The 21,876-nt window shown below is 75.0% G+C and carries 21 protein-coding genes; 15 read left to right on the forward strand and 6 right to left on the reverse strand.

Annotated elements, in window-relative coordinates:
- Positions 1-53 precede the first annotated feature (53 nt).
- The 4 genes from QC029_RS24795 to QC029_RS24810 all read right to left on the reverse strand — a co-directional run bounded on the left by QC029_RS24795 (position 54) and on the right by QC029_RS24810 (position 3,941).
- Entirely contained in the window at positions 54-254 is a 201-nt protein-coding gene (locus tag QC029_RS24795) for a DUF397 domain-containing protein (protein WP_279558005.1), read from the reverse strand.
- Complete coding sequence (locus QC029_RS24800) at positions 247-1,107, reverse strand: helix-turn-helix transcriptional regulator (protein ID WP_279558006.1); 861 nt, start codon at positions 1,105-1,107, stop codon at positions 247-249. The genes QC029_RS24795 and QC029_RS24800 overlap by 8 nt, the downstream gene beginning before the upstream one ends.
- A 153-nt stretch (positions 1,108-1,260) precedes the next feature.
- The gene (locus QC029_RS24805; RefSeq protein WP_279558007.1) at positions 1,261-2,859 is read right to left on the reverse strand and encodes a hypothetical protein; all 1,599 of its coding nucleotides are present in this window, start codon (positions 2,857-2,859) and stop codon (positions 1,261-1,263) included.
- Positions 2,856-3,941, reverse strand: coding sequence for a hypothetical protein (locus QC029_RS24810; RefSeq protein ID WP_279558008.1), 1,086 nt, complete (start codon positions 3,939-3,941; stop codon positions 2,856-2,858). Before QC029_RS24810 ends, QC029_RS24805 begins: the two co-directional genes overlap by 4 nt.
- 140 nt (positions 3,942-4,081) lie before the next feature.
- Between QC029_RS24810 and QC029_RS24815 the strand changes: the two genes are divergently transcribed.
- The 15 genes from QC029_RS24815 to QC029_RS24885 all read left to right on the forward strand — a co-directional run bounded on the left by QC029_RS24815 (position 4,082) and on the right by QC029_RS24885 (position 19,889).
- Positions 4,082-4,465 (forward strand): alpha/beta fold hydrolase, encoded by a 384-nt coding sequence (locus tag QC029_RS24815; RefSeq protein WP_279558009.1) that lies wholly within the window; start codon positions 4,082-4,084, stop codon positions 4,463-4,465.
- 40 nt (positions 4,466-4,505) lie between these two features.
- Positions 4,506-5,063, forward strand: coding sequence for a hypothetical protein (locus QC029_RS24820; protein ID WP_279558010.1), 558 nt, complete (start codon positions 4,506-4,508; stop codon positions 5,061-5,063).
- Between the two features lie 131 nt (positions 5,064-5,194).
- Positions 5,195-5,593 (forward strand): anti-sigma regulatory factor, encoded by a 399-nt coding sequence (locus QC029_RS24825; RefSeq protein WP_279558036.1) that lies wholly within the window; start codon positions 5,195-5,197, stop codon positions 5,591-5,593.
- A 119-nt stretch (positions 5,594-5,712) separates the two neighbouring features.
- Positions 5,713-6,894, forward strand: a complete 1,182-nt coding sequence (locus QC029_RS24830; protein WP_279558011.1) for an AAA family ATPase — start codon at positions 5,713-5,715, stop codon at positions 6,892-6,894.
- A 116-nt stretch (positions 6,895-7,010) separates the two neighbouring features.
- Positions 7,011-7,406: a nucleotide pyrophosphohydrolase gene (locus QC029_RS24835; protein ID WP_279558037.1), complete on the forward strand. Its 396-nt coding sequence runs from the start codon at positions 7,011-7,013 to the stop codon at positions 7,404-7,406.
- A gap of 109 nt (positions 7,407-7,515) precedes the next feature.
- Entirely contained in the window at positions 7,516-8,019 is a 504-nt protein-coding gene (locus QC029_RS24840) for a DUF6099 family protein (RefSeq protein ID WP_279558012.1), read from the forward strand.
- A gap of 21 nt (positions 8,020-8,040) precedes the next feature.
- Positions 8,041-8,964 carry an LLM class F420-dependent oxidoreductase gene (locus QC029_RS24845; protein WP_279558013.1) on the forward strand — a complete coding sequence of 308 codons (924 nt, stop codon included), beginning with the start codon at positions 8,041-8,043 and terminating at the stop codon, positions 8,962-8,964.
- A gap of 7 nt (positions 8,965-8,971) precedes the next feature.
- Positions 8,972-9,922, forward strand: a complete 951-nt coding sequence (gene mmuM, locus QC029_RS24850; RefSeq protein ID WP_279558014.1) for a homocysteine S-methyltransferase — start codon at positions 8,972-8,974, stop codon at positions 9,920-9,922.
- A gap of 85 nt (positions 9,923-10,007) precedes the next feature.
- A complete protein-coding gene (locus QC029_RS24855) occupies positions 10,008-11,516 on the forward strand; it encodes a 3' terminal RNA ribose 2'-O-methyltransferase Hen1 (protein ID WP_279558015.1) in 1,509 nt (502 codons plus the stop codon).
- Complete coding sequence (locus tag QC029_RS24860; RefSeq protein ID WP_279558016.1) at positions 11,513-14,101, forward strand: polynucleotide kinase-phosphatase; 2,589 nt, start codon at positions 11,513-11,515, stop codon at positions 14,099-14,101. Before QC029_RS24855 ends, QC029_RS24860 begins: the two co-directional genes overlap by 4 nt.
- Before the next feature lie 488 nt (positions 14,102-14,589).
- Positions 14,590-15,828: an arginine deiminase gene (locus QC029_RS24865; protein WP_279558017.1), complete on the forward strand. Its 1,239-nt coding sequence runs from the start codon at positions 14,590-14,592 to the stop codon at positions 15,826-15,828.
- 127 nt (positions 15,829-15,955) lie between these two features.
- Complete coding sequence (gene argF, locus QC029_RS24870; protein WP_279558018.1) at positions 15,956-16,960, forward strand: ornithine carbamoyltransferase; 1,005 nt, start codon at positions 15,956-15,958, stop codon at positions 16,958-16,960.
- A 130-nt stretch (positions 16,961-17,090) separates the two neighbouring features.
- The gene (locus QC029_RS24875; protein ID WP_279558019.1) at positions 17,091-17,774 is read left to right on the forward strand and encodes a pentapeptide repeat-containing protein; all 684 of its coding nucleotides are present in this window, start codon (positions 17,091-17,093) and stop codon (positions 17,772-17,774) included.
- A gap of 208 nt (positions 17,775-17,982) precedes the next feature.
- Entirely contained in the window at positions 17,983-19,026 is a 1,044-nt protein-coding gene (locus tag QC029_RS24880; RefSeq protein WP_279558020.1) for an ATP-binding cassette domain-containing protein, read from the forward strand.
- The gene (locus tag QC029_RS24885) at positions 19,023-19,889 is read left to right on the forward strand and encodes an ABC transporter permease (protein ID WP_279558021.1); all 867 of its coding nucleotides are present in this window, start codon (positions 19,023-19,025) and stop codon (positions 19,887-19,889) included. Before QC029_RS24880 ends, QC029_RS24885 begins: the two co-directional genes overlap by 4 nt.
- Positions 19,890-19,923: 34 nt before the next feature.
- Here QC029_RS24885 and QC029_RS24890 read toward each other — a convergent pair whose 3' ends face one another.
- Both QC029_RS24890 and QC029_RS24895 read right to left on the reverse strand, forming a co-directional pair.
- Complete coding sequence (locus tag QC029_RS24890) at positions 19,924-20,721, reverse strand: isocitrate lyase/phosphoenolpyruvate mutase family protein (protein ID WP_279558022.1); 798 nt, start codon at positions 20,719-20,721, stop codon at positions 19,924-19,926.
- A gap of 43 nt (positions 20,722-20,764) precedes the next feature.
- Positions 20,765-21,544: a helix-turn-helix transcriptional regulator gene (locus QC029_RS24895; protein WP_279558023.1), complete on the reverse strand. Its 780-nt coding sequence runs from the start codon at positions 21,542-21,544 to the stop codon at positions 20,765-20,767.
- Between the last annotated feature and the right edge of the window lie 332 nt (positions 21,545-21,876).

Below are 21,876 nucleotides of genomic sequence, written 5' to 3' on the forward strand. Positions count from 1 at the left end.
ATCCGTCACCGGGGAGGCGACCTGCGCGCGGCGGGGCCCCCGGTCCGCTCGGGTCAGGCGGACCGGCCGGAGACGAGGCCGACGAGCCCCGACCACGCCTCGGGCGAGACGGTCAGCACCGGTCCGGTGAGGTCCTTCGAGTCACGGACGTGGACGGTCCCAGGAGTGGACGCGACCTCGACACACTCGCCGCCCTCACCACTGCTGTAGCTGCTCTTGAACCACGCAGACTCCGGCACGGTCGGCTCAGGCATCTGATCGGTCATCTCGGTCTCCCAGCAGGTTCTCGATGAAGGCCAGCGATTCGCGCGGGGTCAGCGCCTGGGCCCGGAGGAGTCCGTACTGTTCCTCGATCTCCCGAACCGTCGCACGTTCGGTGTGCAGACGGCTGTCCCGCTGCACCTCAACGTACGCGACCCTTCGCCCCTCCCGTGTCTCGATCAGCGTGAACGGGCCTGCCAGCCCGCAGTGTTCCTCGCAGTCGAGGGGCATGACCTGGATCTCGACGTTGCGGCGACGCCCGTGCGACAGCAGTTGTTCGAGCTGGCCCTGCCGCACCGGCCGTCCACCGACGGGGCGTCGCAGCACCGATTCGTCGATCACGAAGCTGAGCGTCGGCATCGGTTCGCGGGAGAAGATCTCCTGCCGTGCCATACGGGCCAGAACCCGTTGGGTGACCGTGTCCTCGCTCAGCAGCGGGCGACGCGTCGCGAACACAGCGCGCGCGTACTCTTCCGTCTGCAGCAGTCCGGGGATCGCGAGAGTCGCGTACACGTGCACCTCGATCGCGTCCATCTCCAGGCGCGCCGCATCGCGGAAGAACGCCGGGTACTGCGCCTTCGCGATCTCCTCCTTCATCGCCTTGAGCACCCCCCGCGCGTCCACGGCCTCGTCGGCCCGGTCGATGAACTCCGGGGACGGGATGCGCCTGCCCTGCTCGAACGCGGCGATGGTGGAGGGCGAGTAGCCGGTCCGCGAACCGAGGTCGGGGCGCTCCAGGCCCGCCCTCGTCCGCAGGAGCTTCAACTGCCGGCCGAACGCCGACACGACGCCCGTGCCCGGATCGACCGGCCGCTGTCCGTCCACGTCGTAGGTGTCTGCCTGCACGCCGGCTCCCCCTGCCCCTCGACGGCCGCCCCTCGGCGGCTCTCTCCCGGGACAACGCACACGTTCGATGCCCGGTAACGCCGCGCGCCGCGTACAGCGCACCGCCGTACGCGTACAACGGCCACCCGCGGTTACCGCGCTCGCTCCCGGGGCCTACCGGTCCTTGGGGATCTGGCAGGCCCCGGTACCGCGGGGCGCCTTGGGGGGCGGGGCGCCCTCGGGCCAGGCCAGGCCGAGGAAGCGGGGTGACTTCGTCGCCGGGTCCAGGCGCACGACGGCGACGGCCTTGTTGTACGGGTTGCCGGAGCTGTCCAGGCAGATCCAGCCGCTGGCGCCCTCCACCTTGTTCACGCCCTGGAGGCCGTCCCAGTCGTTGCCGATGGTCGACAGCGAGGGGATCGCGCCCTTCTCGGTGTGGAAGCGGATGCCGGTGATGGCCGTCCAGGCGGAGTCGTAGGCGGAGGCGGTGCGGGAGTCGGCGATGTCGGTCCTGCCGACGGGACCGACCGGTTCGTACCGGGCGCGCTCCACGTAGTCGCGCAGGAGCTCGAAGGCGTGCGCGGAGCCCCCGGTCTCCGGCGCCTTCCCCGTGGTCCAGGCGTCGGGGTGGGAGAAGGAGGTGTAGATGACCTCCACCTCCTCCCAGCCGACCTTCTCGTCCCCGCGCAGCGCCTCCCAGTCCAGTTCCTCGTCCGAGTACAGGGTGGAGGCGGCCGAGCCGCTGACCACGGTGATCCTCCGGTCCTTGCACGGCCGGTGCAGGGCCACGGCGTTGACGAACTGCCGCAGGTGGATCTGGCGGCCGGCGAAGTAGACGGTGTCCACGGAAGGGGACAGCGTGCAGATGTTGACCGCCATGTGCCGGAACTCCCCCCACAGGGTGCCCTCGTCGTCCGGACCCTCCGAGACGTAGGTGTAGGGGCTGTGCGGGGATGCCGCCAGCTTGCGCTGGAAGGCCTCGCGCAGGGACCGGGTGTAGCCGTCCTCCTCGCGCCGGTCCTCGACCAGGACGGCGTGCCGCAGGTCCAGCCCCCGGTCGAAGGAGGCCAGGGCATCGGCCTGGTCGGTGTTGCTGGGAGCGATCCGGGCGAAGCCCTCGTACCGCTTGTCGTCCCGGCCGGTGTTGGCGAAGTCGTCGCCCGTGAGCGATCCGGCGACGACCGGTATCCCCTTGCGGTTCGTCAGGTAGGTGATGGCGTCCTTGTTCTGCCGGACGCTCACGTCGAAGCCGAAGACCACCCGGAGGTTGTCCCTTCCGGACTCCGCCATCTCGGCGAGCCGGTCCGCGACCGGACGCCACTTGTCGCGCGCCTTGCCCGGGTGGGCGAGCACCAGACGGATCTTGGGCGTGTCGTCGCGCTCCGCCCGGTCGTTGTTGGCCCGGTACTGCGCCAGGTAGGCGCCCTGCACCTGGTGCAGGATCTCCTTGCGCTTCTCCCTGCCGTCCGAGGTCATCGCGATCATCAGGGCGACGGTGGCGTGCGGTTCGCCGGCGATCCTGTCGTTCTCGGCCTCGATGCGGCTCATGACCTGCTCCAGGCCGGCCCATCGGCGGGTGCCGCCGTCGGTGACCCCGACGCACTCCCCGCCGATCTCCTCCAGCTCCTCCCCGCACGGGTCGGGGAGGTTCGGCGCGATCGCGAGGACCCACAGCAGCGTCCCCAGCGCGGCGGCGGCCAGGACGGCCAGCGCGACGGTGACCCAGCCGGGTCCGGAGCGGACCTCCAGCCCGTTCCGCGCAGCCGCGTTCACCGCGCCCCCTCCGTCCGCGCCGACTCCGGTGCCTCCGCCGCGGTCACCCGCAGCATCCAGCGCTCGCGTACGTCGCCCTCCACCGGCAGGGTCCAGATGTTGAGGCAGGACTCGAGCTCGGCCAGCGGCCGGGGCGGCGGCCCCCCGGTGCCGTCGCCCCCGACGGCGACGATGACCGGGCGGGTGACCGTGCGCTTCCTCGGCGGGCGCGGGAACGCCACGCCGTACGCCCGCAGCAGGGTGTCGAGGAACTCGTGGGCCGCCGGGGTGCGGGCGGGCAGCAGGATGACCGGCGGCAGGTCCCTGTTGAGCCTGCGGCGGAGCCCGTAGTGCGCGTCGATGTCGGCGAGGAAGGCCGCGGCCAGGAGCTGCTCGGCGGAACGTCCGCGCTGGTCCGTGCCGCTGCGGAAGGTGCGGAACAGATGGGCGGCGACCGCCTCGTGCAGGGAGAACGTGCCCGGCGGGGTGTTGAGCGCCTTCCCCCACCAGCGCAGTGCGACCCTGTCCGGCCGGGGTCTGGCCAGCAGGAGGCGGGCCAGTGCCGAGACGGCGGCCAGCGCGGCGCCGATCCTGCCGCCGATGGCCGACGCCAGGTAGCCCTGAAGGTCGGTGAGGAGCTGGCCGTCGGCCACCTGCCGCGGGTTCTCGTCGTGCTGCTTGCGCAGTTCCTCCCGCATCCACTCGTGGCCCCTGGCGATCTGCTCCAGGTCGGGGCGGTCGTTCCGCTCGGCCCAGACGTAGGCCATCATCCCCAGGGCGAAACGGGGGAACCGGATCGGCAGCCGGTAGGCCGTGGGGCCGCTCAGGCCGTAGACCCGCGTCGAGAGGTACCAGAAGGAGTCGGCGACCCTGCCCCGTGTCAGCGGCATCCTGGTGGGGTCGTTGATCGGCAGCAGCGGCGCGTAGCGGCGGTACAGCTCCCGCAGCAGCGCCTCGCTCTCCGCCTCGTCCAGGCCGACGATCTCGATGGCGGGCGGGCCGCCACGGCCGCGCAGCCTGCTGCCCGCGCTCGGGCGCCGCTTGCGCTGCATCACCAGCTCCGGCATGACGCGGGTTAAAAACGGCTCGTACCCAGACATCATCTTCCCCGTTCTCCCTCGTTCGCGCCGTGTGCTCGCCGGGCCCGCCCGCTGGACTCCGGCCGCACCGCGGACCGGGCGCCGAGCATACGAAGGAACCCCCGTCCCCGTAACGGGAACGGCGGAAGCGCCCGCGTCGGCACGTGCCCGGGGGCGGCCCGGTCCGGCCGGCCCCGGGTGAGCGGGATGCGGCGGCCCGGCGCCCGGGCTCCCGGTACCGGGTCGTCGCGGTCGGCCGACGCGGGCACGGCGCCGGCGGGCGCCGTCCGCGGGAGGTCCCCCGCACCGCGTGGGTCACCGACGCCGTCACCGCTGTCGATCGGTTGGAGCCGCGACGGCCGGTGGTGGTCGGCCGGTCCCCGGGCGGACGCACGGCCGTGCTCACCGCTGCCGCGGGTCCCGAACGGGTTCGAGCGGGCGGCGCCCCGGGAGGAGCGGTGGTGGCCGGCGTCCCTCCGTACCGCCGCGGCGGGTGGTGCGTACAGCGCGTCCGCCGGTGCACACAGCGGCCCCCTGGCCGCGCGTGACCGCTTGTCCCTCCCGGGGGCGGGGACCACGGTGGAGGGCGTGACGAACGCTCTCGAACCCCGCCCCCGTTCCGCCCGCTCCGCCGGTCCCGCGCACGACTTCTCGTGGCGCGGCGCGCGCCTGGTCGTGCGCGACCCCGCACGCAGAGCGGGCCGTTCGGGCCGCCGGGGCCGGGGCCGCCCCGACGGCGGGGACGCCCGGCGGCCCCCGGCCTACCGGGCCGAGGCCGTCGCCGTGGGGGCGGTGCGCGGCGGCACGGTCGCCGTGCAGCTCGGCGCCTGCGAGGCGGCCGACCGCCGCCGGGCGCTGGACTGGCTGCGGGAGCGGGCCCGCCGGATCGCCGACGGGCTCGACCCCGACCCGCGTACGGCCCGCTGGGCGCCGGGCGGCGCGCTCGTCCCCCTGCCGTACCTGCCCGCCGACGCGCTCGCGGAGCTGCGCCGGTGGTACGAGGACGAGGAGCGGCAGGAGGCCGCGGCCGAACGGCTCGCGGAGGGGCTGTCGTTCCACCTCGCCGTCGCCGACCACACCGGCACGTACGTGCTGAGCGCCCGGCCCGTCGGCGCCGCCGCCCCGTGCCACGGGGCCTTCCGGTGACCGGGGCGGGACCGTCGCGGGGGAGCCGGCGGCCGGCGCCGCCGGCGGTCGCGACGACGCGTACGGCGAGTGCCCGGTGGGGCGCCGTCGCCGGCCACGGCCGGCCGGCCCCGGACGCCGGGGAGTTCGCCCTGCGGTTCAGTTCCACGCCGCGCGGGGCGCGGCTGGCGCGGCGGCTGGCCGCGCAGTGGCTCGACGAGCACGGACTGCCCTACGGCACGGACGCCCATGACGACGTGGTGTTGATCGCGGCCGAGCTGGCCGCCAACGCCGTGCGCCACGGACGCGTGGCCGGACGGGACTTCCGCCTGCGGATGAGCGTGGGGGAGGGGACGGTGCGGGTGGAGGCGACCGACGCCCGGGGCGAGCGGGCGCCCGCCGCCGCGCCGGAGGACCGCGAGGAGCGCGGGGACGCCGAGTCGGGGCGGGGGCTGCTGCTGGTGGAGCGGCTGGCCGCCCGCTGGGGGTGGGAGGCGCGCCGCGACGGGCCGGGCAAGACCGTCTGGGCGGAGTACGACCCGGCCCCGTGAGGCCGCCGGCCCGTGAGCCTGTCGCCCTGTCAGCCCGGGGGCGGGGACGTCCCCTGTTCGTAGGAACGCCGGACAGCCGTAACGGTTCGGCGGACCGGGCCGCCGATAGCGTCCGGGCCATGGTCGACAACGGGGCCGGGCGGCGGCCGGTCGTCACCGAGCTGAGGCTGTCCGCCTTCCGCGCGCACCGCGGGCTGCGGCTGCCGCTGGAGCCGCTCACCCTGCTCGCCGGGGCCAGCGGCAGCGGCAAGTCCACGGTGCTGGAGGCGTACGAGGCGCTGGCGCGGCTCGCCGGAGGGGAGAGTCTGGGCGAGGTCTTCGGCGGCGCGCGCGGCGGCCCGTCGGCGTACGTGCCGCGCGGCGCGGTCCCGGACGGGCAGGGCCGGCGCGGCTTCCGGCTGGGGTGCACGGTGGACGGGCCGGCCGGTCCGGTGCGGCTGGACCTCGCCGTCCAGGCCGAGCCCGAACTGCGCGTCGCGGGCGAGCGGTTGACCGGCGCGGATGGCCGGGCCCTGCTGGCGACGGCGCTGCGCGACCCGGCGCGGCGCGTGGTGCGGGCCGAGTGGCGCACCGGGGGCGTGGGCCAGGTGGCCCGCGCCCCGCTGCCGGACGACCGGCTCGCCACCGCGCTGCTGCCGCTGCGGGTGGCGGGCGCCACCGAGGGGCAGCGGCAGGTGCTCGCGGCGGCCGAGCAGGTCGTACCGGCGCTGCGCTCGTCCTTCGCCTGCGATCCGCGACCGGAGGCCATGCGCGAGCCGGTGGCCGCCGTGGACGGTCTGCTGCGGGGCGGCTGCGACAACCTCGCGGCGGTGCTGGGGCGCACCCGCACCGAGTGCCGCACCCGGTACGCGGTGCTGCTGGACACGGTGCGCGCGGGGTTCGCCCGCCCGGTGGCGGAACTGCTGGCGGAACCGGCGGCGGAGCCGGCGGTGCGAGGGCGCGCGGGCCTGGTCAGGGCGCTGGTGGAGCACGGCGACGGGCTGGAGCCCACCCCGCTGGACCGGCTCGGGGACGGGGAGCTGCGCTATCTGGCGCTCGCCCTGGTGCTGCTGACCGGCCCCGGGGTGCTCCAGGTCGATCCGGTGCGGGAGGTGCCCGCGGCCCGGCAGGCGCTGGTGGTGCTCGCCGACGGGCTCGACCGCGGGCTGGACGCGCGGCAGCGGCGGGCGCTGGCGGGGCTCGCGGCGCGGATGTGCGAACGCGGCCACATCCGGCTGCTGGGGACGGTCTGCGACGGGGAGGCGGCCGGTGCGGCGGTGGGGGAGGCGGCCGGGGCGCGGCTGGTAGACCTGGGGGCGTGAACGACGGACGGGAACACGGCGGCGGGCAGGGCGGGCAGGACGAGAACGGCGGGCGGGGCGGGACCGGCCGGGACACGGGACACCACCCGGTGCCGTACGGGCGGCCCGGCGGGAGGCTGGGCGAACTCCAGGGCCGACTGGCCCGGTTCGCGGCGGCGCGGCGCTGGGAGCCGTACCACACCCCGAAGAACCTCGCGACGGCCCTGAGCGTGGAGGCCGCCGAACTGGTCGAGATCTTCCAGTGGCTGACGCCGGAGGAGTCGGCGCGGGTCATGGACGACCCGGCCGCGGCGGGCCGGGTGGCGGACGAGGTGGCCGACGTCCTCGCCTACCTGCTGCAGTTCTGCGAGGTGCTGGGGATCGACGCGCCGGCCGCGCTGGAGGCGAAGATCGACCGGAACGAGCGCCGCTTCCCCGTAGCGGAGAGTGACGAAGGAGCCGGTGGAGGCGCCGGTGAGACGGACGGCTCCGGCGGCGCCCGCGGGAGGGCCAATCGTCACTCTTCGGAGTGATGGACTTCTCCACACTGTCGAGATTTTCCACAGTTTTCCCAAAACCCCTAGCCAAGAGCGGGCACGAGTATCACTCTGGGTAGTGGTCGGTCACGGAGGGAAAAGGTGGATGGATGCGGTACCACTCATTGAGGACACGCGGAGAGCGCTCGCGCACAGTAAGGAAGCCCCTGACGTCGTTACCGAGGCGTGGCAGGCGCAGGCGCTCGCGGCGGCGGTCGGGGGCCATCTGGTCATGACGGGCCCGCCGGAGGTGCGGGCCCAGGCCGGCGGGCTGTGCGAGGCGAGCGGCCGTGCCTGCGGTTCGCTGCGCGGTCCCGGGCAGCGGGCCGACGGGGCGCGCGCCGCCCGCCTCACGGAGATACGCGACCCGCTCTCGGCCCTGCACGACCTGGGCGGGCTGCTGGACGAGACCGGGGACGCGCTGGTGCAGGTGGCGGTCGAGGCGGAGGAGGAGGGACTCTACTGGAGGTGCATCGAGGGCATCGACGCCGCCGACGAGTGCGGTGACAGGGTGACGGCGATCCGCAGACGGCTCGCCCTCAGACCCCGGCCGTTCCGCAGGGCCCCGCCGGCCCGCGACGGCGGGGCGGCGGTACGGGAGGACGCGTAGCGAAGGTGCAGGATGGAGGGCATGGATCTGCGCATCTTCACCGAGCCCCAGCAGGGCGCCTCCTACGACACGCTGCTCACGGTCGCCAAGGCCACCGAGGACCTGGGCTTCGACGCCTTCTTCCGCTCCGACCACTACCTGAAGATGGGGGACGTCGACGGACTGCCCGGCCCGACGGACGCCTGGATCACCCTGGCCGGCCTCGCCCGCGAGACCAAGCGCATCCGGCTGGGCACCCTGATGACCGCGGCCACCTTCCGGCTGCCGGGCGTCCTGGCCATCCAGGTGGCGCAGGTCGACGCCATGTCGGGCGGGCGCGTCGAACTGGGCCTGGGCGCGGGCTGGTACGAGGCCGAGCACACCGCGTACGGCATCCCGTTCCCCAAGGAGAAGTTCTCCCGGCTGGAGGAGCAGCTGGAGATCGTCACCGGGCTGTGGGCCACCGAGCCGGGCAAGACGTTCGACTACGACGGCACCCACTACCGGCTCGCCGACTCGCCCGCGCTGCCCAAGCCCGCGCAGCGCAAGGTCCCGGTGCTCATCGGCGGCATGGGGGCCAAGCGCACCCCGGCCCTCGCCGCCCGCTTCGCCGACGAGTTCAACGTCCCCTTCGTCTCCGTCGAGGACAGCGAGCGGCAGTTCGGCCGGGTGCGGGCCGCCGCCGAGGAGCACGGCCGTGCCGCCGGCGACCTGGTGTACTCCAACGCCCTGGTCGCCTGCGTGGGCAGGGACGACGCCGAGGTGGCGCGGCGCGCGGCGGCCATCGGCCGCGAGGTGGACGAGCTGCGGCAGAACGGGCTCGCCGGCTCCCCCGCCGAGGTGGTCGACAAGATCGGCCGCTACGCCGAGGCCGGCTCCTCCCGGATCTACCTCCAGATCCTGGACCTGCACGACCTGGACCACCTGGAGCTGATCTCCTCCCAGGTGCAGAGCCAGCTGGGGTGAGCCGGTCATGAGCACACCGCCCGCGCCCCCGCTCGCCGACGCCCTGGCGCGCGGCCCCCTCGTCCTCGACGGCGGGCTGTCCAACCAGCTCCAGGCGCAGGGCTGCGACCTGTCCGACGAGCTGTGGTCGGCCCGGCTGCTCGCCGACGACCCGGCGCGGATCGAGGCGGCCCACACCGCCTACGTGCGGGCGGGGGCGCGGGTGCTCATCACCGGCAGCTACCAGGCCTCCCACCCCGGCTTCGCCCGGCGCGGGCTGGGCCGGGAGGAGACCGACGCCCTGCTGCGGCGCAGCGTGGCCCTGGCCCGCGCCGCGGCGGGCGCGACCGGCGAGCCGGTGTGGGTGGCCGCCTCGGTCGGCCCCTACGGAGCGGTGCTCGCGGACGGCAGCGAGTACCGCGGCCGGTACGGGCTGACCGTCGCCGAGCTGGAGCGCTTCCACCGGCCCAGGATCGAGGCCCTGGCGGAGGCCGCCCCGGACGTCCTGGCGCTGGAGACGGTCCCGGACGCCGAGGAGGCCGAGGCGCTGCTGCGCGCCGCCCGCGACTGCGGAGTGCCGGTGTGGCTGTCGTACACCGTCGCCGGGGAGCGCACCCGCGCCGGGCAGCCGCTGGCGGACGCCTTCGCCGTCGCCGCGGGCGACGACCGGGTGATCGCGGTCGGCGTCAACTGCTGCGACCCGCGCGACGCCGCGCCCGCCGTGCGCCTGGCGGCGCGGACCACCGGGAAGCCGGTGGTCGTCTACCCCAACAGCGGGGAGCGCTGGAACGCGTCGCGCGGCGCCTGGGAGGGCGGAGCGGCCTTCGCCCCGTCCGACGCCCGCCGCTGGCTGCGGGACGGAGCCCGTCTGATCGGCGGCTGCTGCCGGGTGGGACCGGAGGAGATCGCGCGGGTGGCGGCGGAACTCCGGGCCGAGCCGAAGACCGAGCCGAGGGCCGAGCCGGGGACAGGGGGATAGCCGGGCGGGGCGGGGCGCGGCGGGAACGGCCGCGGTGCCGGAAAACCGGTGGGCCGCCCCACACGAACAGGCCATACTCGCTCAGGTGTTCCTGACGATGACCACCACCGGAAGCGCCGGACGCCCCGCCACCGACCTCGGGTTCCTGCTGCACAAACACCCCGACCGGGCGCAGGAGTTCTCCACCTCCTACGGCACCGCGCACGTCTTCTACCCCGAGGCGGAGGCCGGGCGCTGCACCGCGGCGCTGCTGCTGGAGGTCGATCCCGTCGCCCTGGTCCGCCGCGGCCGGGGCAAGGGGCGCGGCGGCGCGCCCGACTCCGCGCTGGCGCAGTACGTCAACGACCGCCCGTACGCGGCCTCCTCGCTGCTGGCCGTGGCGCTGGGCGGCGTGTTCTCCAGCGCGCTCAAGGGCCAGTGCCGGGCCAGGCCCGAGCTGCTCGGATGGCGGACGCCGCTGCGCGTCGAGATGCCCGCGCTGCCCGCCCGCGGCGGCCCCGAGCTGGTGCGCCGCCTCTTCGAGCCGCTGGGCTGGACCGTCGGCGCCGAACCGGTCCCGCTGGACGCCCGCTTCCCCGACTGGGGCGACTCCCGCTACGTGTCGCTGACGCTGGAGGGCGAGGCGCGGCCGACCGACGCGCTGCGCCACCTGTACGTCCTGCTGCCGGTGCTGGACGACGCCAAGCACTACTGGGTCGCCCCAGACGAGGTGGACAAACTGCTGCGCGCCGGCGAGGGCTGGCTGGAGCACCACCCCGAGCAGCGGCTCATCACCAGCCGCTACCTCAGCCGCCGCCACCGCCTCACCCGCGAGGCGCTGGAGCGCCTGGAGCTCGCCCGCCTCGCCGAGTCCGACGGCAGCGAGGCCGAGGAGCTGGACAACGCCGTGGACGAGGGCGCCGACACCGAGGAGCGCCCCGCCCCGCTGGCCGTCCTGCGCCGCGAGGCGATCCTGGCCGCGCTGCGCGAGGCCGGCGCCGCCCGCGTCCTCGACCTGGGCTGCGGGCAGGGCCAGCTGGTGCAGGCGATGCTGAAGGACGCCCGGTTCACCGAGATCGTGGGCGTGGACGTGTCGATGCGCGCCCTGCACGAGGCGCGGCGGAGGCTGCGCGTGGAGCGGATGACGGAGCGGCAGGCGGCGCGCCTCACCCTCACCCAGGGCTCGCTGACGTACACCGACCCCCGGCTGTCCGGCTACGACGCGGCGGTGCTCAGCGAGGTCGTCGAGCACATCGACCCGCCGCGCCTGCCGGCGGCCGAGTACGCCGTCTTCGGCGCGGCCCGGCCGGGGACGGTGGTCGTCACCACGCCCAACGCCGAGTACAACGTGCGCTGGGAGACCCTGCCCGCGGGCCGGACGCGCCACCACGACCACCGCTTCGAGTGGACGCGCCGGGAGTTCCGCGCCTGGGCGGAGTCCGTGGCCGGACGGCACGGCTACGCCGTGGAGTTCCGGCCCGTCGGCGAGGACGACCCCGAGGTCGGCCCGCCCACCCAGCTCGCCCTGTTCACCCGCTCCCGCACCGCGGAGCCCGCCCCGGGACCGGCCGCGGAGCCCGCCGCGGAACCGATCGCGAAGGAGGCGGCCGCATGACGGCCCGTACGACGGCGCTCGCCGTGCCCGACCTGTCCCTCGTCGTGCTGGTCGGCACCACCGGGGCGGGCAAGTCCACCTTCGCCCGCGCCCACTTCAAGCCCACCCAGATCCTCTCCTCCGACTTCTGCCGCGGCCTGGTCGCCGACGACGAGAACGACCAGAGCGCCACCCCCGACGCCTTCGACGTCCTGCACCACATCGCCGGCAAGCGGCTGGCCGCCGGGCGCCTGACCGTCGTGGACGCCACCAACGTCCAGGCCGAGGCCCGCCGCGCGCTGGTCGCCCTCGCCCGCGAGCACGACGTGCTGCCCGTCGCGATCGTCCTGGACGTGCCCGAGAGCGTCTGCGCCGAGCGCAACGCCGCACGCCCCGACCGCGCGGACATGCCCGCCCACGTCATCCCGCGCCAGCGGCGCGAACTGCGCCGCTCGATGCGCTCCCTGGAGCGCGAGGGCTTCCGCAAGGTGCACGTACTGCGCGGGGTGGAGGAGGTGGCCGCCGCCCGGATCGAGCTGGAGCGGCGCTACAACGACCTGCGCCACCTCACCGGCCCGTTCGACGTCGTCGGCGACGTCCACGGCTGCCGCGCCGAACTGGAGGCCCTGCTGGACAGGCTCGGCTACACCGTCGAGCGCGACGCGGCCGGCCGCGCGGTGGACGCGCACCACCCCGGGGGCCGTACCGCCGTCTTCGTCGGCGACCTCGTCGACCGCGGCCCGGACAGCCCCGGCGTGCTGCGGCTGGTGATGGGCATGGTCGCCGCCGGGCACGCCCTGTGCGTCCCCGGCAACCACGAGAACAAGCTCGGCCGGTACCTGAAGGGTCGCGACGTCCGGCACACCCACGGGCTCGCCGAGACGATCGAGCAGCTGGAGAGGGAGGCCGCGGCCGACCCGGAGTTCCCCGCGCGGGTGGGGGAGTTCATCGGCTCGCTGGTGAGCCACTACGTGCTCGACGGCGGAGCGCTGGTCGTCTGCCACGCCGGGCTGCCCGAGAAGTACCACGGCCGCACCTCCGGCCGGGTCCGCTCGCACGCGCTGTACGGCGACACCACCGGCGAGACCGACGAGTTCGGCCTGCCTGTGCGCTACCCGTGGGCCGAGGACTACCGGGGCCGGGCCGCCGTCGTCTACGGCCACACCCCCACCCCGCGCGCCACCTGGCTGAACAACACCATCTGCCTGGACACCGGCTGCGTCTTCGGCGGCTCCCTGACCGCCCTGCGCTGGCCCGAGCGGGAACTGGTCGGCGTCCCCGCCGAGCGGGTCTGGTACGAGCCGGTGAAGCCGCTGGCCGGCGAGGCCCCCGGCGGGCACGAGGGCCGCCCGCTCGCCCTGGCCGACGTGCACGGCCGCCGGGTGGTGGAGACCCGCCACGCGGGCCGCGTCGCGGTGCGCGAGGAGAACGCGGCCGCCGCGCTGGAGGTGATGAGCCGCTTCGCCGTGGACCCGCGGCTGCTGCCCTACCTGCCGCCGACGATGGCGCCCTGCGCCACCTCGAAACTGGAGGGCTACCTGGAGCACCCGGCCGAGGCGTTCGCCGAGTACCGGGCGGCGGGCGTGGAGAAGGTGGTGTGCGAGGAGAAGCACATGGGCTCGCGCGCCGTCGTGCTGGTCTGCCGCGACGCCCGGACCGCCGCCGAGCGGTTCGGCGTCGGCGGCGGTGCGGCGGGCGAGGTGACGGGGGCGCTGTACACCCGCACCGGACGCCCGTTCTTCGACGACCCGGCGGCCACCGAGCAGGTCCTCGCCCGCGTCCGCGCCGCCGCCGACGGCGCCGGGCTGTGGGAGGAGCTGGACACCGACTGGCTGCTGCTCGACGCCGAACTGCTGCCCTGGTCGCTGAAGTCGGCCGGACTGCTGCGCCGGCAGTACGCGGCGGTCGGCGCCGCCGCCGGGGCCGTCCTGCCCGGCGCGCTCGCCGCTCTGGAGGCGGCGGCCTCCAGGGGCGCCCGGGTGGACGGGCTGCTGGAGCGGCAGCGGGAGCGCGCGGCGGACACGGCGGCGTTCACCGAGGCGTACGGCCGCTACTGCTGGCCGGTGGACGGGCTCGACGGCGTGCGCCTGGCGCCGTTCCAGATCCTCGCCTCACGGGGCCGCGCCCTGGCCGCCGTACCGCACGACGAGCAGCTCGCCCGGCTGGACCGGCTGATCGCCGCCGACCCCTCCGGCCTGCTGCGCCGCACCGGGCGCCTGGTGGTGGACACCGGCGACGAGGCGTCCGTCGCGGCCGGCACCGACTGGTGGCTGGAGCTGACGGCGGCCGGCGGCGAGGGCATGGTCGTCAAGCCGCTGGAGGCGCTGGTGCGCGGCGCGGACGGACGGCTGGTCCAGCCGGGCGTGAAGTGCCGGGGCCGGGAGTACCTGCGGATCGTCTACGGACCGGAGTACACCCGCGAGGAGAACCTGCGGCGGCTGCGCGTCCGCCACCTGGGCCACAAGCGCTCGCTCGCCCTGCGCGAGTACGCGCTCGGCCTGGAGGCGCTGGACCGGCTGGCGGAGGGCGAGCCGCTGTGGCGGGTCCACGAGGCGGTCTTCGCCGTCCTCGCGCTGGAGTCGGAGCCGGTCGACCCGAGGCTGTGACACCCGTTTCCGCGCCCGTGCCCGTGCCCTGCCGTGCTCCGCGGCCGGGCACGGACGGACACGGGCGACGGGCGTCGCCCGCGGGGCGCGCCACCTGCCGGGAGGGAACGCCGGGAGCCGGGAGGCCCGGGCCACCCCCGCCCGCCGGGAGCGCGCCGGGAAGCGTGCCGGGGAGCGCGGCCACGGCGGTGGCCCACGGGGTAGGGCCCTCGGACACGCCGGGACCGGCGGAGAACCCGTCCATGACCGTCGCCGCGCAGCAGGCCGCCAGGACGGTCAGCGCGATGTGCGCCGGGGCAACCGCGGTGCGAGGCCGTCGGCAGGACGAGGACCACGGCCGGCGCCCCACGGGCGACCGCGCCGTCGAGCCGCTCGGCGTGCCGGTCCGGCCTTCTCCAGCCTCCCCCGGCCTCCTCCAGCCGCCGCCGGTGCCCCGCGTGGTCGCCGCCCCGGGTGTAGCGGGCGGTCTGCCGGTGAGGATGGTGGACATGGGATTCCACGTCGACTCCGAGACCGGGCGGCTGCGCCGCGTCATCCTGCACCGCCCCGATCTGGAACTGAAACGGCTCACCCCGACCAACCGGGACGACCTGCTCTTCGACGACGTGCTGTGGGTGCGGCGGGCCCGTCAGGAGCACGACGGCTTCGCCGACGTCCTGCGCGACCGGGGCGTCGAGGTGCACCTGTTCGGCGACCTGCTGGCCGAGTCCCTGGAGATCCCCGCCGCCCGCGCGTCCGTCCTGGACCGCACCTTTCACGAGAAGGAGTACGGGCCGCTGGCCGCCGACCACCTGCGCGCCGTCTTCGACGAGATGTCCGGGGCCGAGCTGGCCGAGGCGCTGGTCGGCGGGATGACCAAGCGGGAGTACCTGGAGCGGCACCCCGAGCCGGTCTCGGTGCGCTTCCACGTGATGGACCTGGACGACTTCCTGGTCGCCCCGCTGCCCAACCACCTGTTCACCCGCGACACCTCCGCCTGGATCTACGACGGGGTGTCCATCAACGCCATGCGCTGGCCCGCCCGCCAGCGCGAGACGGTCCACTTCGAGGCGATCTACCACCACCACCCCCTGTTCACCGGGCAGGGGTCCCCGGCGGGGGACTTCCACGTCTGGTCCGAGGGCCAGGACGCCTACCCCTCCACCATCGAGGGCGGGGACGTGCTGGTGATCGGCAACGGCGCGGTGCTCATCGGGATGAGCGAGCGCACCACCCCGCAGGCGGTGGAGATGCTCGCCCGCGGCCTGTTCGCGGCGGGCTCGGCCCGCACCATCGTGGCGCTGGACATGCCCAAGAGCCGGGCCCTCATGCACCTGGACACGGTGATGACGATGGTGGACGGCGACACCTTCACCCAGTACGCGGGCCTGGGGATGCTCCGCTCCTACACCATCGAGCCCGGCGCGGGCGACACGGACCTGAAGGTCACCGACCACCCGCCCGAGCACATGCACCGCGCCATCGCCGCGGCCCTCGGCCTGGACGCCATCCGCGTCCTGACCGCCACCCAGGACGTGCACGCCGCCGAGCGCGAGCAGTGGGACGACGGGTGCAACGTCCTGGCCGTCGAGCCGGGCGTCGTCATCGCCTACGAGCGCAACGTCACCACCAACACGCACCTGCGCAAGCAGGGGCTCGAGGTCATCACGATCCCCGGCAGCGAACTGGGCCGGGGCCGGGGCGGGCCGCGCTGCATGAGCTGCCCGGTCGAGCGCGAGGCGGTGTAGGCGGGGGGCGCGGGCGGGGGCGCACGGGCCCGGGAGGGAGAAGCCCCCGACCGCATAGTGATGCGAGTATTCGTATAGACTTCCGGTCTTCCCGCCGTATCCGACGCGACAGTCCCTAGGAGTCCCCATGGCGATCGACCTCACGGGCCGCCACTTCCTCAAGGAGCTGGACTTCACCCCCGAGGAGTTCCGCCACCTGGTCGAGCTGGCCGCCGAGCTGAAGGCGGCCCGGCGGGCGGGCATCGAGGAGCAGCGGCTGCGCGGGCGCGGCATCGCGCTGGTCTTCGAGAAGACCTCCACCCGCACCCGCTGCGCCTTCGAGGTCGCCGCCGCCCAGCAGGGCGCCCACACCACCTACCTCGACCCGGCCGGCTCCCAGATCGGCCACAAGGAGTCGGTGCGGGACACCGCCCGGGTGCTGGGGCGGATGTACGACGCCATCGAGTACCGGGGCAGCGACCAGGAGGCCGTCGAGGAGCTGGCCGCCCACGCGGGCGTCCCCGTCTACAACGGGCTCACCGACGAGTGGCACCCCACCCAGATGCTCGCCGACGTGCTCACCATGACCGAGCACTGCGACAGGCCGCTGACCGAGACCGCCTACGCCTACCTCGGCGACGCCCGCAACAACATGGGCAACTCCTACCTCGTCACCGGCGCCCTGCTCGGCATGGACGTCCGCATCGCGGCGCCGCGGAGCCTGTGGCCGGAGGAGTCCGTGGTGGCCGCGGCCCGCTCCCTGGCCGAGGCCACCGGCGCCCGCGTCACCCTGACCGAGAAGGTCGAGGAGGGCGTGCTCGGCGCGGACTTCGTCGCCACCGACGTGTGGGTGTCGATGGGGGAGCCCAAGGAGGTCTGGGAGGAGCGCATCGAGCTGCTGCGGCCGTACGCCGTCACCATGGACGTCCTGCGCGCCACCGGCAACCCGGACGTCCGCTTCCTGCACTGCCTGCCCGCCTTCCACGACCTGGGCACGGCCGTGGGCCGGGAGATCCACCGGCGGTACGGGCTGGAGTCGCTGGAGGTGACGGACGAGGTGTTCGAGTCGGAGCACTCGGTCGTCTTCGACGAGGCCGAGAACCGCATGCACACCATCAAGGCCGTCATGGTCGCCACCCTCGCGGGGGCGTGAGGCGGACGCCGAACGCGGAAGGCCGCCGTCCGGAGGGGACGGCGGCCTTCCGCGTTCCGGCGGGCGGCCCGCTGTCAGTGGGCGCCCCTAGAGTGCCACGGGAACGCGCACCCCGCCCGGAAGGCCCGCCATGCCCGCTCGCCGCTCCGACCCCCGACCCGCTCCGCGGGAACTCGCCGACCTGCCCTACGCGGAGTACCTCGAACCCTTCGACGGCGGCGGACGGCTGGAGCGGGAGCGCACGTACGACACCGTGCGCTTCGACGGGGACGAGTTCGAGGACGCCGACGGCGGCGGCGCGGGCTTCACCGAGTCCGCCTTCACCTCGGTGGTCTTCACCGGGGGGCGCTACCGGCGGGCGCGGTTCAACGACGTGTGGCTGCACACCGTGCGGTGGGTGGGGACGGATCTGGCGGAGACGGACTGGATGGACGCCGAGACCGTCTCCGGCGCGTTCGCCGGGGTGGAGGTGTTCGGCGCGGTGATGCGCCGCACGACCTTCTTCAACTGCAAGTTCGACTCGGTCAACGCCCGTGCCGCGACCCTGCGGGACGTCCGCTTCGTGGACTGCCTGCTGCGCGACGTGGACTTCGGCGACGCGAGCCTGACCGGCGTCACGTTCCCCGGCTCGGTCCTGGACGGCGTGCGGTTGGAGAAGGCGCGGATGGCGGAGGTCGACCTGCGCGACGCCGCCGGGCTGGGGATCGCGGCCGGGCACGACGCGCTCAGGGGCGCGATCGTCAGCGGCGCGCAACTGCTGGACCTCGCCCCGGCGCTCGCCCGGGTGCTGGGCATCGAGGTGAGGGACCGCTGAGGGGGGCGGGGGCGGAGCGGGGGCGGGAAGCGCGCGGAAGCGATGAGTTCCGCGGCCCCGGGGGGTCTGAGGAGGCGGAGGACCCGGCGCACCGGAGCACGGCGGACACGAACCGGGGACGGCACGGCACGGACAGCCGCAGCGGCAGCCACAGCCACAGCGGCAGCCACAGTCACAGCGACAGCGACAACAACGAGGACGGCGGAGCATGGGCGACAGCGCATCCGGCCTGGCGATCGAGACGTCAGGGCTGGTCAAGGTGTTCGGGGAGACCCGCGCGGTGGACGGCGTGGACCTCGCCGTGCCGGCGGGCACGGTCTACGGGGTCCTCGGCCCCAACGGGGCGGGGAAGACCACCACGGTCAGGATGCTCGCCACTCTGCTGCGTCCCGACGGCGGCGAGGCCCGGGTCTTCGGCCACGACGTACTGCGCGAGGCCGACGCCGTACGCGGCCGGGTGAGCCTGACCGGGCAGTACGCGTCGGTGGACGAGGACCTGACCGGGATGGAGAACCTGGTCCTGCTGGGCAGGCTGCTCGGCCACCGCAAGCCGGCCGCCCGCCTGCGGGCCGCGCAGCTGCTGGAGGCCTTCGGGCTCGCCGACGCGGCGGGGAAGCAGGTCAAGAACTACTCGGGCGGCATGCGGCGCCGCATCGACATCGCCGCGTCCATCCTCAACACCCCCGACCTGCTCTTCCTCGACGAGCCGACGACCGGTCTGGACCCGCGCAGCCGCAACCAGGTCTGGGACATCGTGCGGGCGGTGGTCTCCCGGGGCACCACGGTGCTGCTGACCACCCAGTACCTGGACGAGGCCGACCAGCTCGCCTCCCGCATCGCCGTCATCGACCGGGGAAAGGTCATCGCCGAGGGCACCAAGGGCGAGCTGAAGGCCTCGGTGGGCGCCGGCGCGGTGCACCTGCGGCTGCGGGACGCCGCCCAGCGGCCCGAGGCCGAGCGGCTGCTCGCCCGCGTCCTGGAGGCGCGGATCCAGCTCGACCCCGACCCGGTGGCCCTGACCGCCCGCGTCGGCACCCGGGGCGACGGGAGGGGCGCGGCCGAGCAGGCGTCGCGGGCGCTGGCGGAACTGGCCCGCTCCGGCATCACCGTCGACACCTTCTCGCTGGGCCAGCCCAGCCTGGACGAGGTCTTCCTCGCCCTCACCGACCGCCCCGCCGCCCACACCACCGCGAGCACCGGAAGCACCACGAGTACCGCGAGCACCGGAAGCAAGGAAGAGGTCCCGGCATGACCACCGCCACGGCCCGTGAGCCGCAGTCCCGTGAGCCGCAGTCCGCGCAGACGTCCCCCGCCGCCGGGAACCTGGCCGGCCTGCTGGTCTCCGGGGAGCGCCCGCCCCGCCCCAGCGCCTGGTCCACGTCGGCCGCCTTCGGCTGGCGGGCGGTGCTGAAGATCAAGCACGTCCCCGAGCAGCTCTTCGACGTCACCGTCTTCCCGATCATGATGGTGCTGATGTTCACCTATCTGTTCGGAGGCGCGCTCGCCGGATCGACCACCCAGTACGTGCAGTTCCTGCTGCCGGGCATCCTGGTGATGAACATCGTGATGATCACGATGTACACAGGTGTCGCGGTCAACACCGACATCGACAAGGGCGTCTTCGACCGGTTCCGGACCCTGCCGATCTGGCGCCCCTCGGCGATGGTCGGCTACCTGCTCGGCGACATGCTGCGCTACGCGATCGCCTCCGCGGTGATGCTGACCCTCGGCCTGGTCCTGGGCTTCCGCCCCGAGGGCGGCGCGGCCGGGGTGCTCGCCGGGGTGGCGCTGCTGATCGCCTTCGCCTTCGCCTTCTCGTGGATCTGGACGATGTTCGGCCTGATGCTGCGCACCGAGAAGTCGGTGATGGGCGTCAGCATGATGGTGATCTTCCCGCTGACGTTCCTCAGCAACGTCTTCGTCGACCCCGCCACCATGCCGGGCTGGCTCCAGGCCTTCGTCAACAACAGCCCCGTGACCCATCTGGCCTCGGCGGTGCGCGGGCTGATGGCGGGCGAGTGGCCCGCCGCCGAGATCGCCTGGTCGCTGGGGTGGGGCGCGGCGCTGGTGACCGTCTTCGGAACGATCACCATGCGGCTGTACAACCGCAAGTGAGCGCCGCGTCGGCGGGACCCGGGCGGACGGGGCGTCAGTTCCCGTCCGCCCAGGGCCGGGACAGGGCGAGGGCCTCGTCGTAGGAAGGCGGCGCCGCCGCCTCCGCCGCCGGGTCGGCGACGGAGGCGGCCAGTTCCACGGCGCGTCCGAGGGCGGCGCGGAACAGCAGCGACCCCAGGCTGATCCGGGCCACGCCCAGCTCGGCCAGCCGCTCGTACGTGTGGTGCCCGGGGGAGAACAGGACGTTCAGCGGCGCGTCCAGCTCGCCCGCCAGCGCCCGGATGCCGTCCTCGCCGGTGAGGGCGGGCACGAAGACGCCGTCCGCTCCGGCCTCCCGGTACGCGTGCGCCCGGCGCGCCGCGGCGGCCGTGGTGGGGTCCGCGGCGAGCCAGTGGGTGTCGGTGCGGGCGTTGACGAACAGCGCCGGGGCGGCCTCCCTGACGGCCGCGATCTTCTCCGCGTGCCGGACCGGGTCGGCGAGGCGGCCGTCGGGGAGCCCGTCCTCCAGATTCACCCCGGCCACTCCCGCGTCCGCCAACTCCCTGGCGAGAAGGGCGACTTCGGCCGGGTCGTCGGCGAAGCCGCCCTCGATGTCGACGCTGACGGGTACCGGCAGCCGGGCCAGCCGCCGGCCGAGCGCCAGGGTCTGCCCCCGTGCGGCCCCTGTGGCGTCGGGCAGCCCCGCGGCGGCGGCCACCCCCAGGCTGGTGGTCCCGACGGCCGGGAAGCCGTGCGCCGCCAGGGCGGCGGCCGAGGCGTGGTCCCAGGCGCAGGGCAGCAGCAGCGGCCGCCCGGGGCGGTGCAGCGCGCGGAAGGCGGCGGACGCGTTCATCACCGGAGACGACCCCCCTCCCGTACGGACCCGGCCCCGGCCCTCACGCCGTCGCCCCCGCCGATTCACCGGCGAGGTCGGCGTCGGTGACGCCCAGCAGCTCGTACAGGGCGCGCCGCCCCCCGCCGGTCACGCGCAGCGCGCGCTGGGTGCCGATGCGTTCGCACCAGCCCGCCTCCAGGGCGTGGCGGCACAGCGCGGCGCCGGCCGCTCCGGCCAGGTGGTGGCGCCGCTCGGTCCAGTCCAGGCAGGCGCGGGCCGGCGGACGGCGGCCGTGCGGGCCGGTGACGAGATCGACGCCCAGCCCGCCGAACCACCGCAGCCCCTCCTCGGTCACCGCGAAATCGGCGCCGTGCCGCAGCAGTCCGCGCGCCAGCAGCGCGTCGGTGACCGCCACGCCCAGCCGTCCGGCCAGGTGGTCGTAGCAGGTGCGGGCCCGTGCCATCGCCGTGTTCGCGGAAGCCCCGCGCAGCGAGCGCGGGGCGGGCGGGGGACCCGCGTGCGCGGCCAGTTCCTCGACCAGGCGCGCGGACGACGGGTCGGCCAGCCGTACGTACCGGTGCCGTCCCTGCCGCTCCTCGGCCAGCAGGCCGCCCGCCACCAGCCGGTCCAGGTGCCCGCTGGCCGTGGCGGGGGCGACGTGGGCGAGCCGGGCCAGCTCGCCCGCCGTCCACGCCCGCCCGTCCAGCAGCGCCAGGCAGAACAGGGCCCTGGTCTCGTCGGCGAGCAGCCCGGCCAGCCGGGCGAGGCCCGAGCCCGCGTGCTCGGGGCGCCGCGGGCGGGTGGTCCGGCCGGTGCCGCCGGTGCGATCGGTGCGGTGCATGCCCCCCATCATGCGGCCGGGTCGTTTCGGCGCCCGCCGAAACGACCCGGCCGCATGATGGGGGGAGCGGGCGCCGGGCGTACGGCTCAGCCGGCGTCCCCGGGCGTGCTCCGGTCGGCGGGGTCGCCGAGCCGGTCCGCCGACGCCCGCGCCGGGGGCGAGACGGTCCCGCTCGAACTCGTGGCCGTGCGCCGGGGCGGCGTGCTCGCCTCCCCCTCCTGCGTGGACATCGGCGCCACCGGCAGTGGCAGGGCCTACGAGCCGCCGGTCGCCGTCGTCGACGCGCAGGTGAAGAAGCCCGGCCGCCCGGCCGGTTCCGGCGCCCGGAATCC

The sequence above is a fragment of the Streptomyces sp. DH37 genome (assembly GCF_029813835.1).
Lineage (GTDB): Bacteria > Actinomycetota > Actinomycetes > Streptomycetales > Streptomycetaceae > Streptomyces.

Coding starts and splice junctions, on each gene's coding strand:
- QC029_RS24795 (WP_279558005.1), bottom strand. CDS start 254: ATGCCTGAGCCGACCGTGCCGGAGTCTGCGTGGTTCAAGAGCAGCTAC.
- QC029_RS24810 (WP_279558008.1), bottom strand. CDS start 3,941: ATGATGTCTGGGTACGAGCCGTTTTTAACCCGCGTCATGCCGGAGCTG.
- QC029_RS24830 (WP_279558011.1), top strand. CDS start 5,713: ATGGTCGACAACGGGGCCGGGCGGCGGCCGGTCGTCACCGAGCTGAGG.
- QC029_RS24840 (WP_279558012.1), top strand. CDS start 7,516: ATGGATGCGGTACCACTCATTGAGGACACGCGGAGAGCGCTCGCGCAC.
- QC029_RS24845 (WP_279558013.1), top strand. CDS start 8,041: ATGGATCTGCGCATCTTCACCGAGCCCCAGCAGGGCGCCTCCTACGAC.
- mmuM (WP_279558014.1), top strand. CDS start 8,972: ATGAGCACACCGCCCGCGCCCCCGCTCGCCGACGCCCTGGCGCGCGGC.
- QC029_RS24860 (WP_279558016.1), top strand. CDS start 11,513: ATGACGGCCCGTACGACGGCGCTCGCCGTGCCCGACCTGTCCCTCGTC.
- QC029_RS24865 (WP_279558017.1), top strand. CDS start 14,590: ATGGGATTCCACGTCGACTCCGAGACCGGGCGGCTGCGCCGCGTCATC.
- argF (WP_279558018.1), top strand. CDS start 15,956: ATGGCGATCGACCTCACGGGCCGCCACTTCCTCAAGGAGCTGGACTTC.
- QC029_RS24875 (WP_279558019.1), top strand. CDS start 17,091: ATGCCCGCTCGCCGCTCCGACCCCCGACCCGCTCCGCGGGAACTCGCC.
- QC029_RS24880 (WP_279558020.1), top strand. CDS start 17,983: ATGGGCGACAGCGCATCCGGCCTGGCGATCGAGACGTCAGGGCTGGTC.
- QC029_RS24885 (WP_279558021.1), top strand. CDS start 19,023: ATGACCACCGCCACGGCCCGTGAGCCGCAGTCCCGTGAGCCGCAGTCC.
- QC029_RS24890 (WP_279558022.1), bottom strand. CDS start 20,721: ATGAACGCGTCCGCCGCCTTCCGCGCGCTGCACCGCCCCGGGCGGCCG.
- QC029_RS24895 (WP_279558023.1), bottom strand. CDS start 21,544: ATGCACCGCACCGATCGCACCGGCGGCACCGGCCGGACCACCCGCCCG.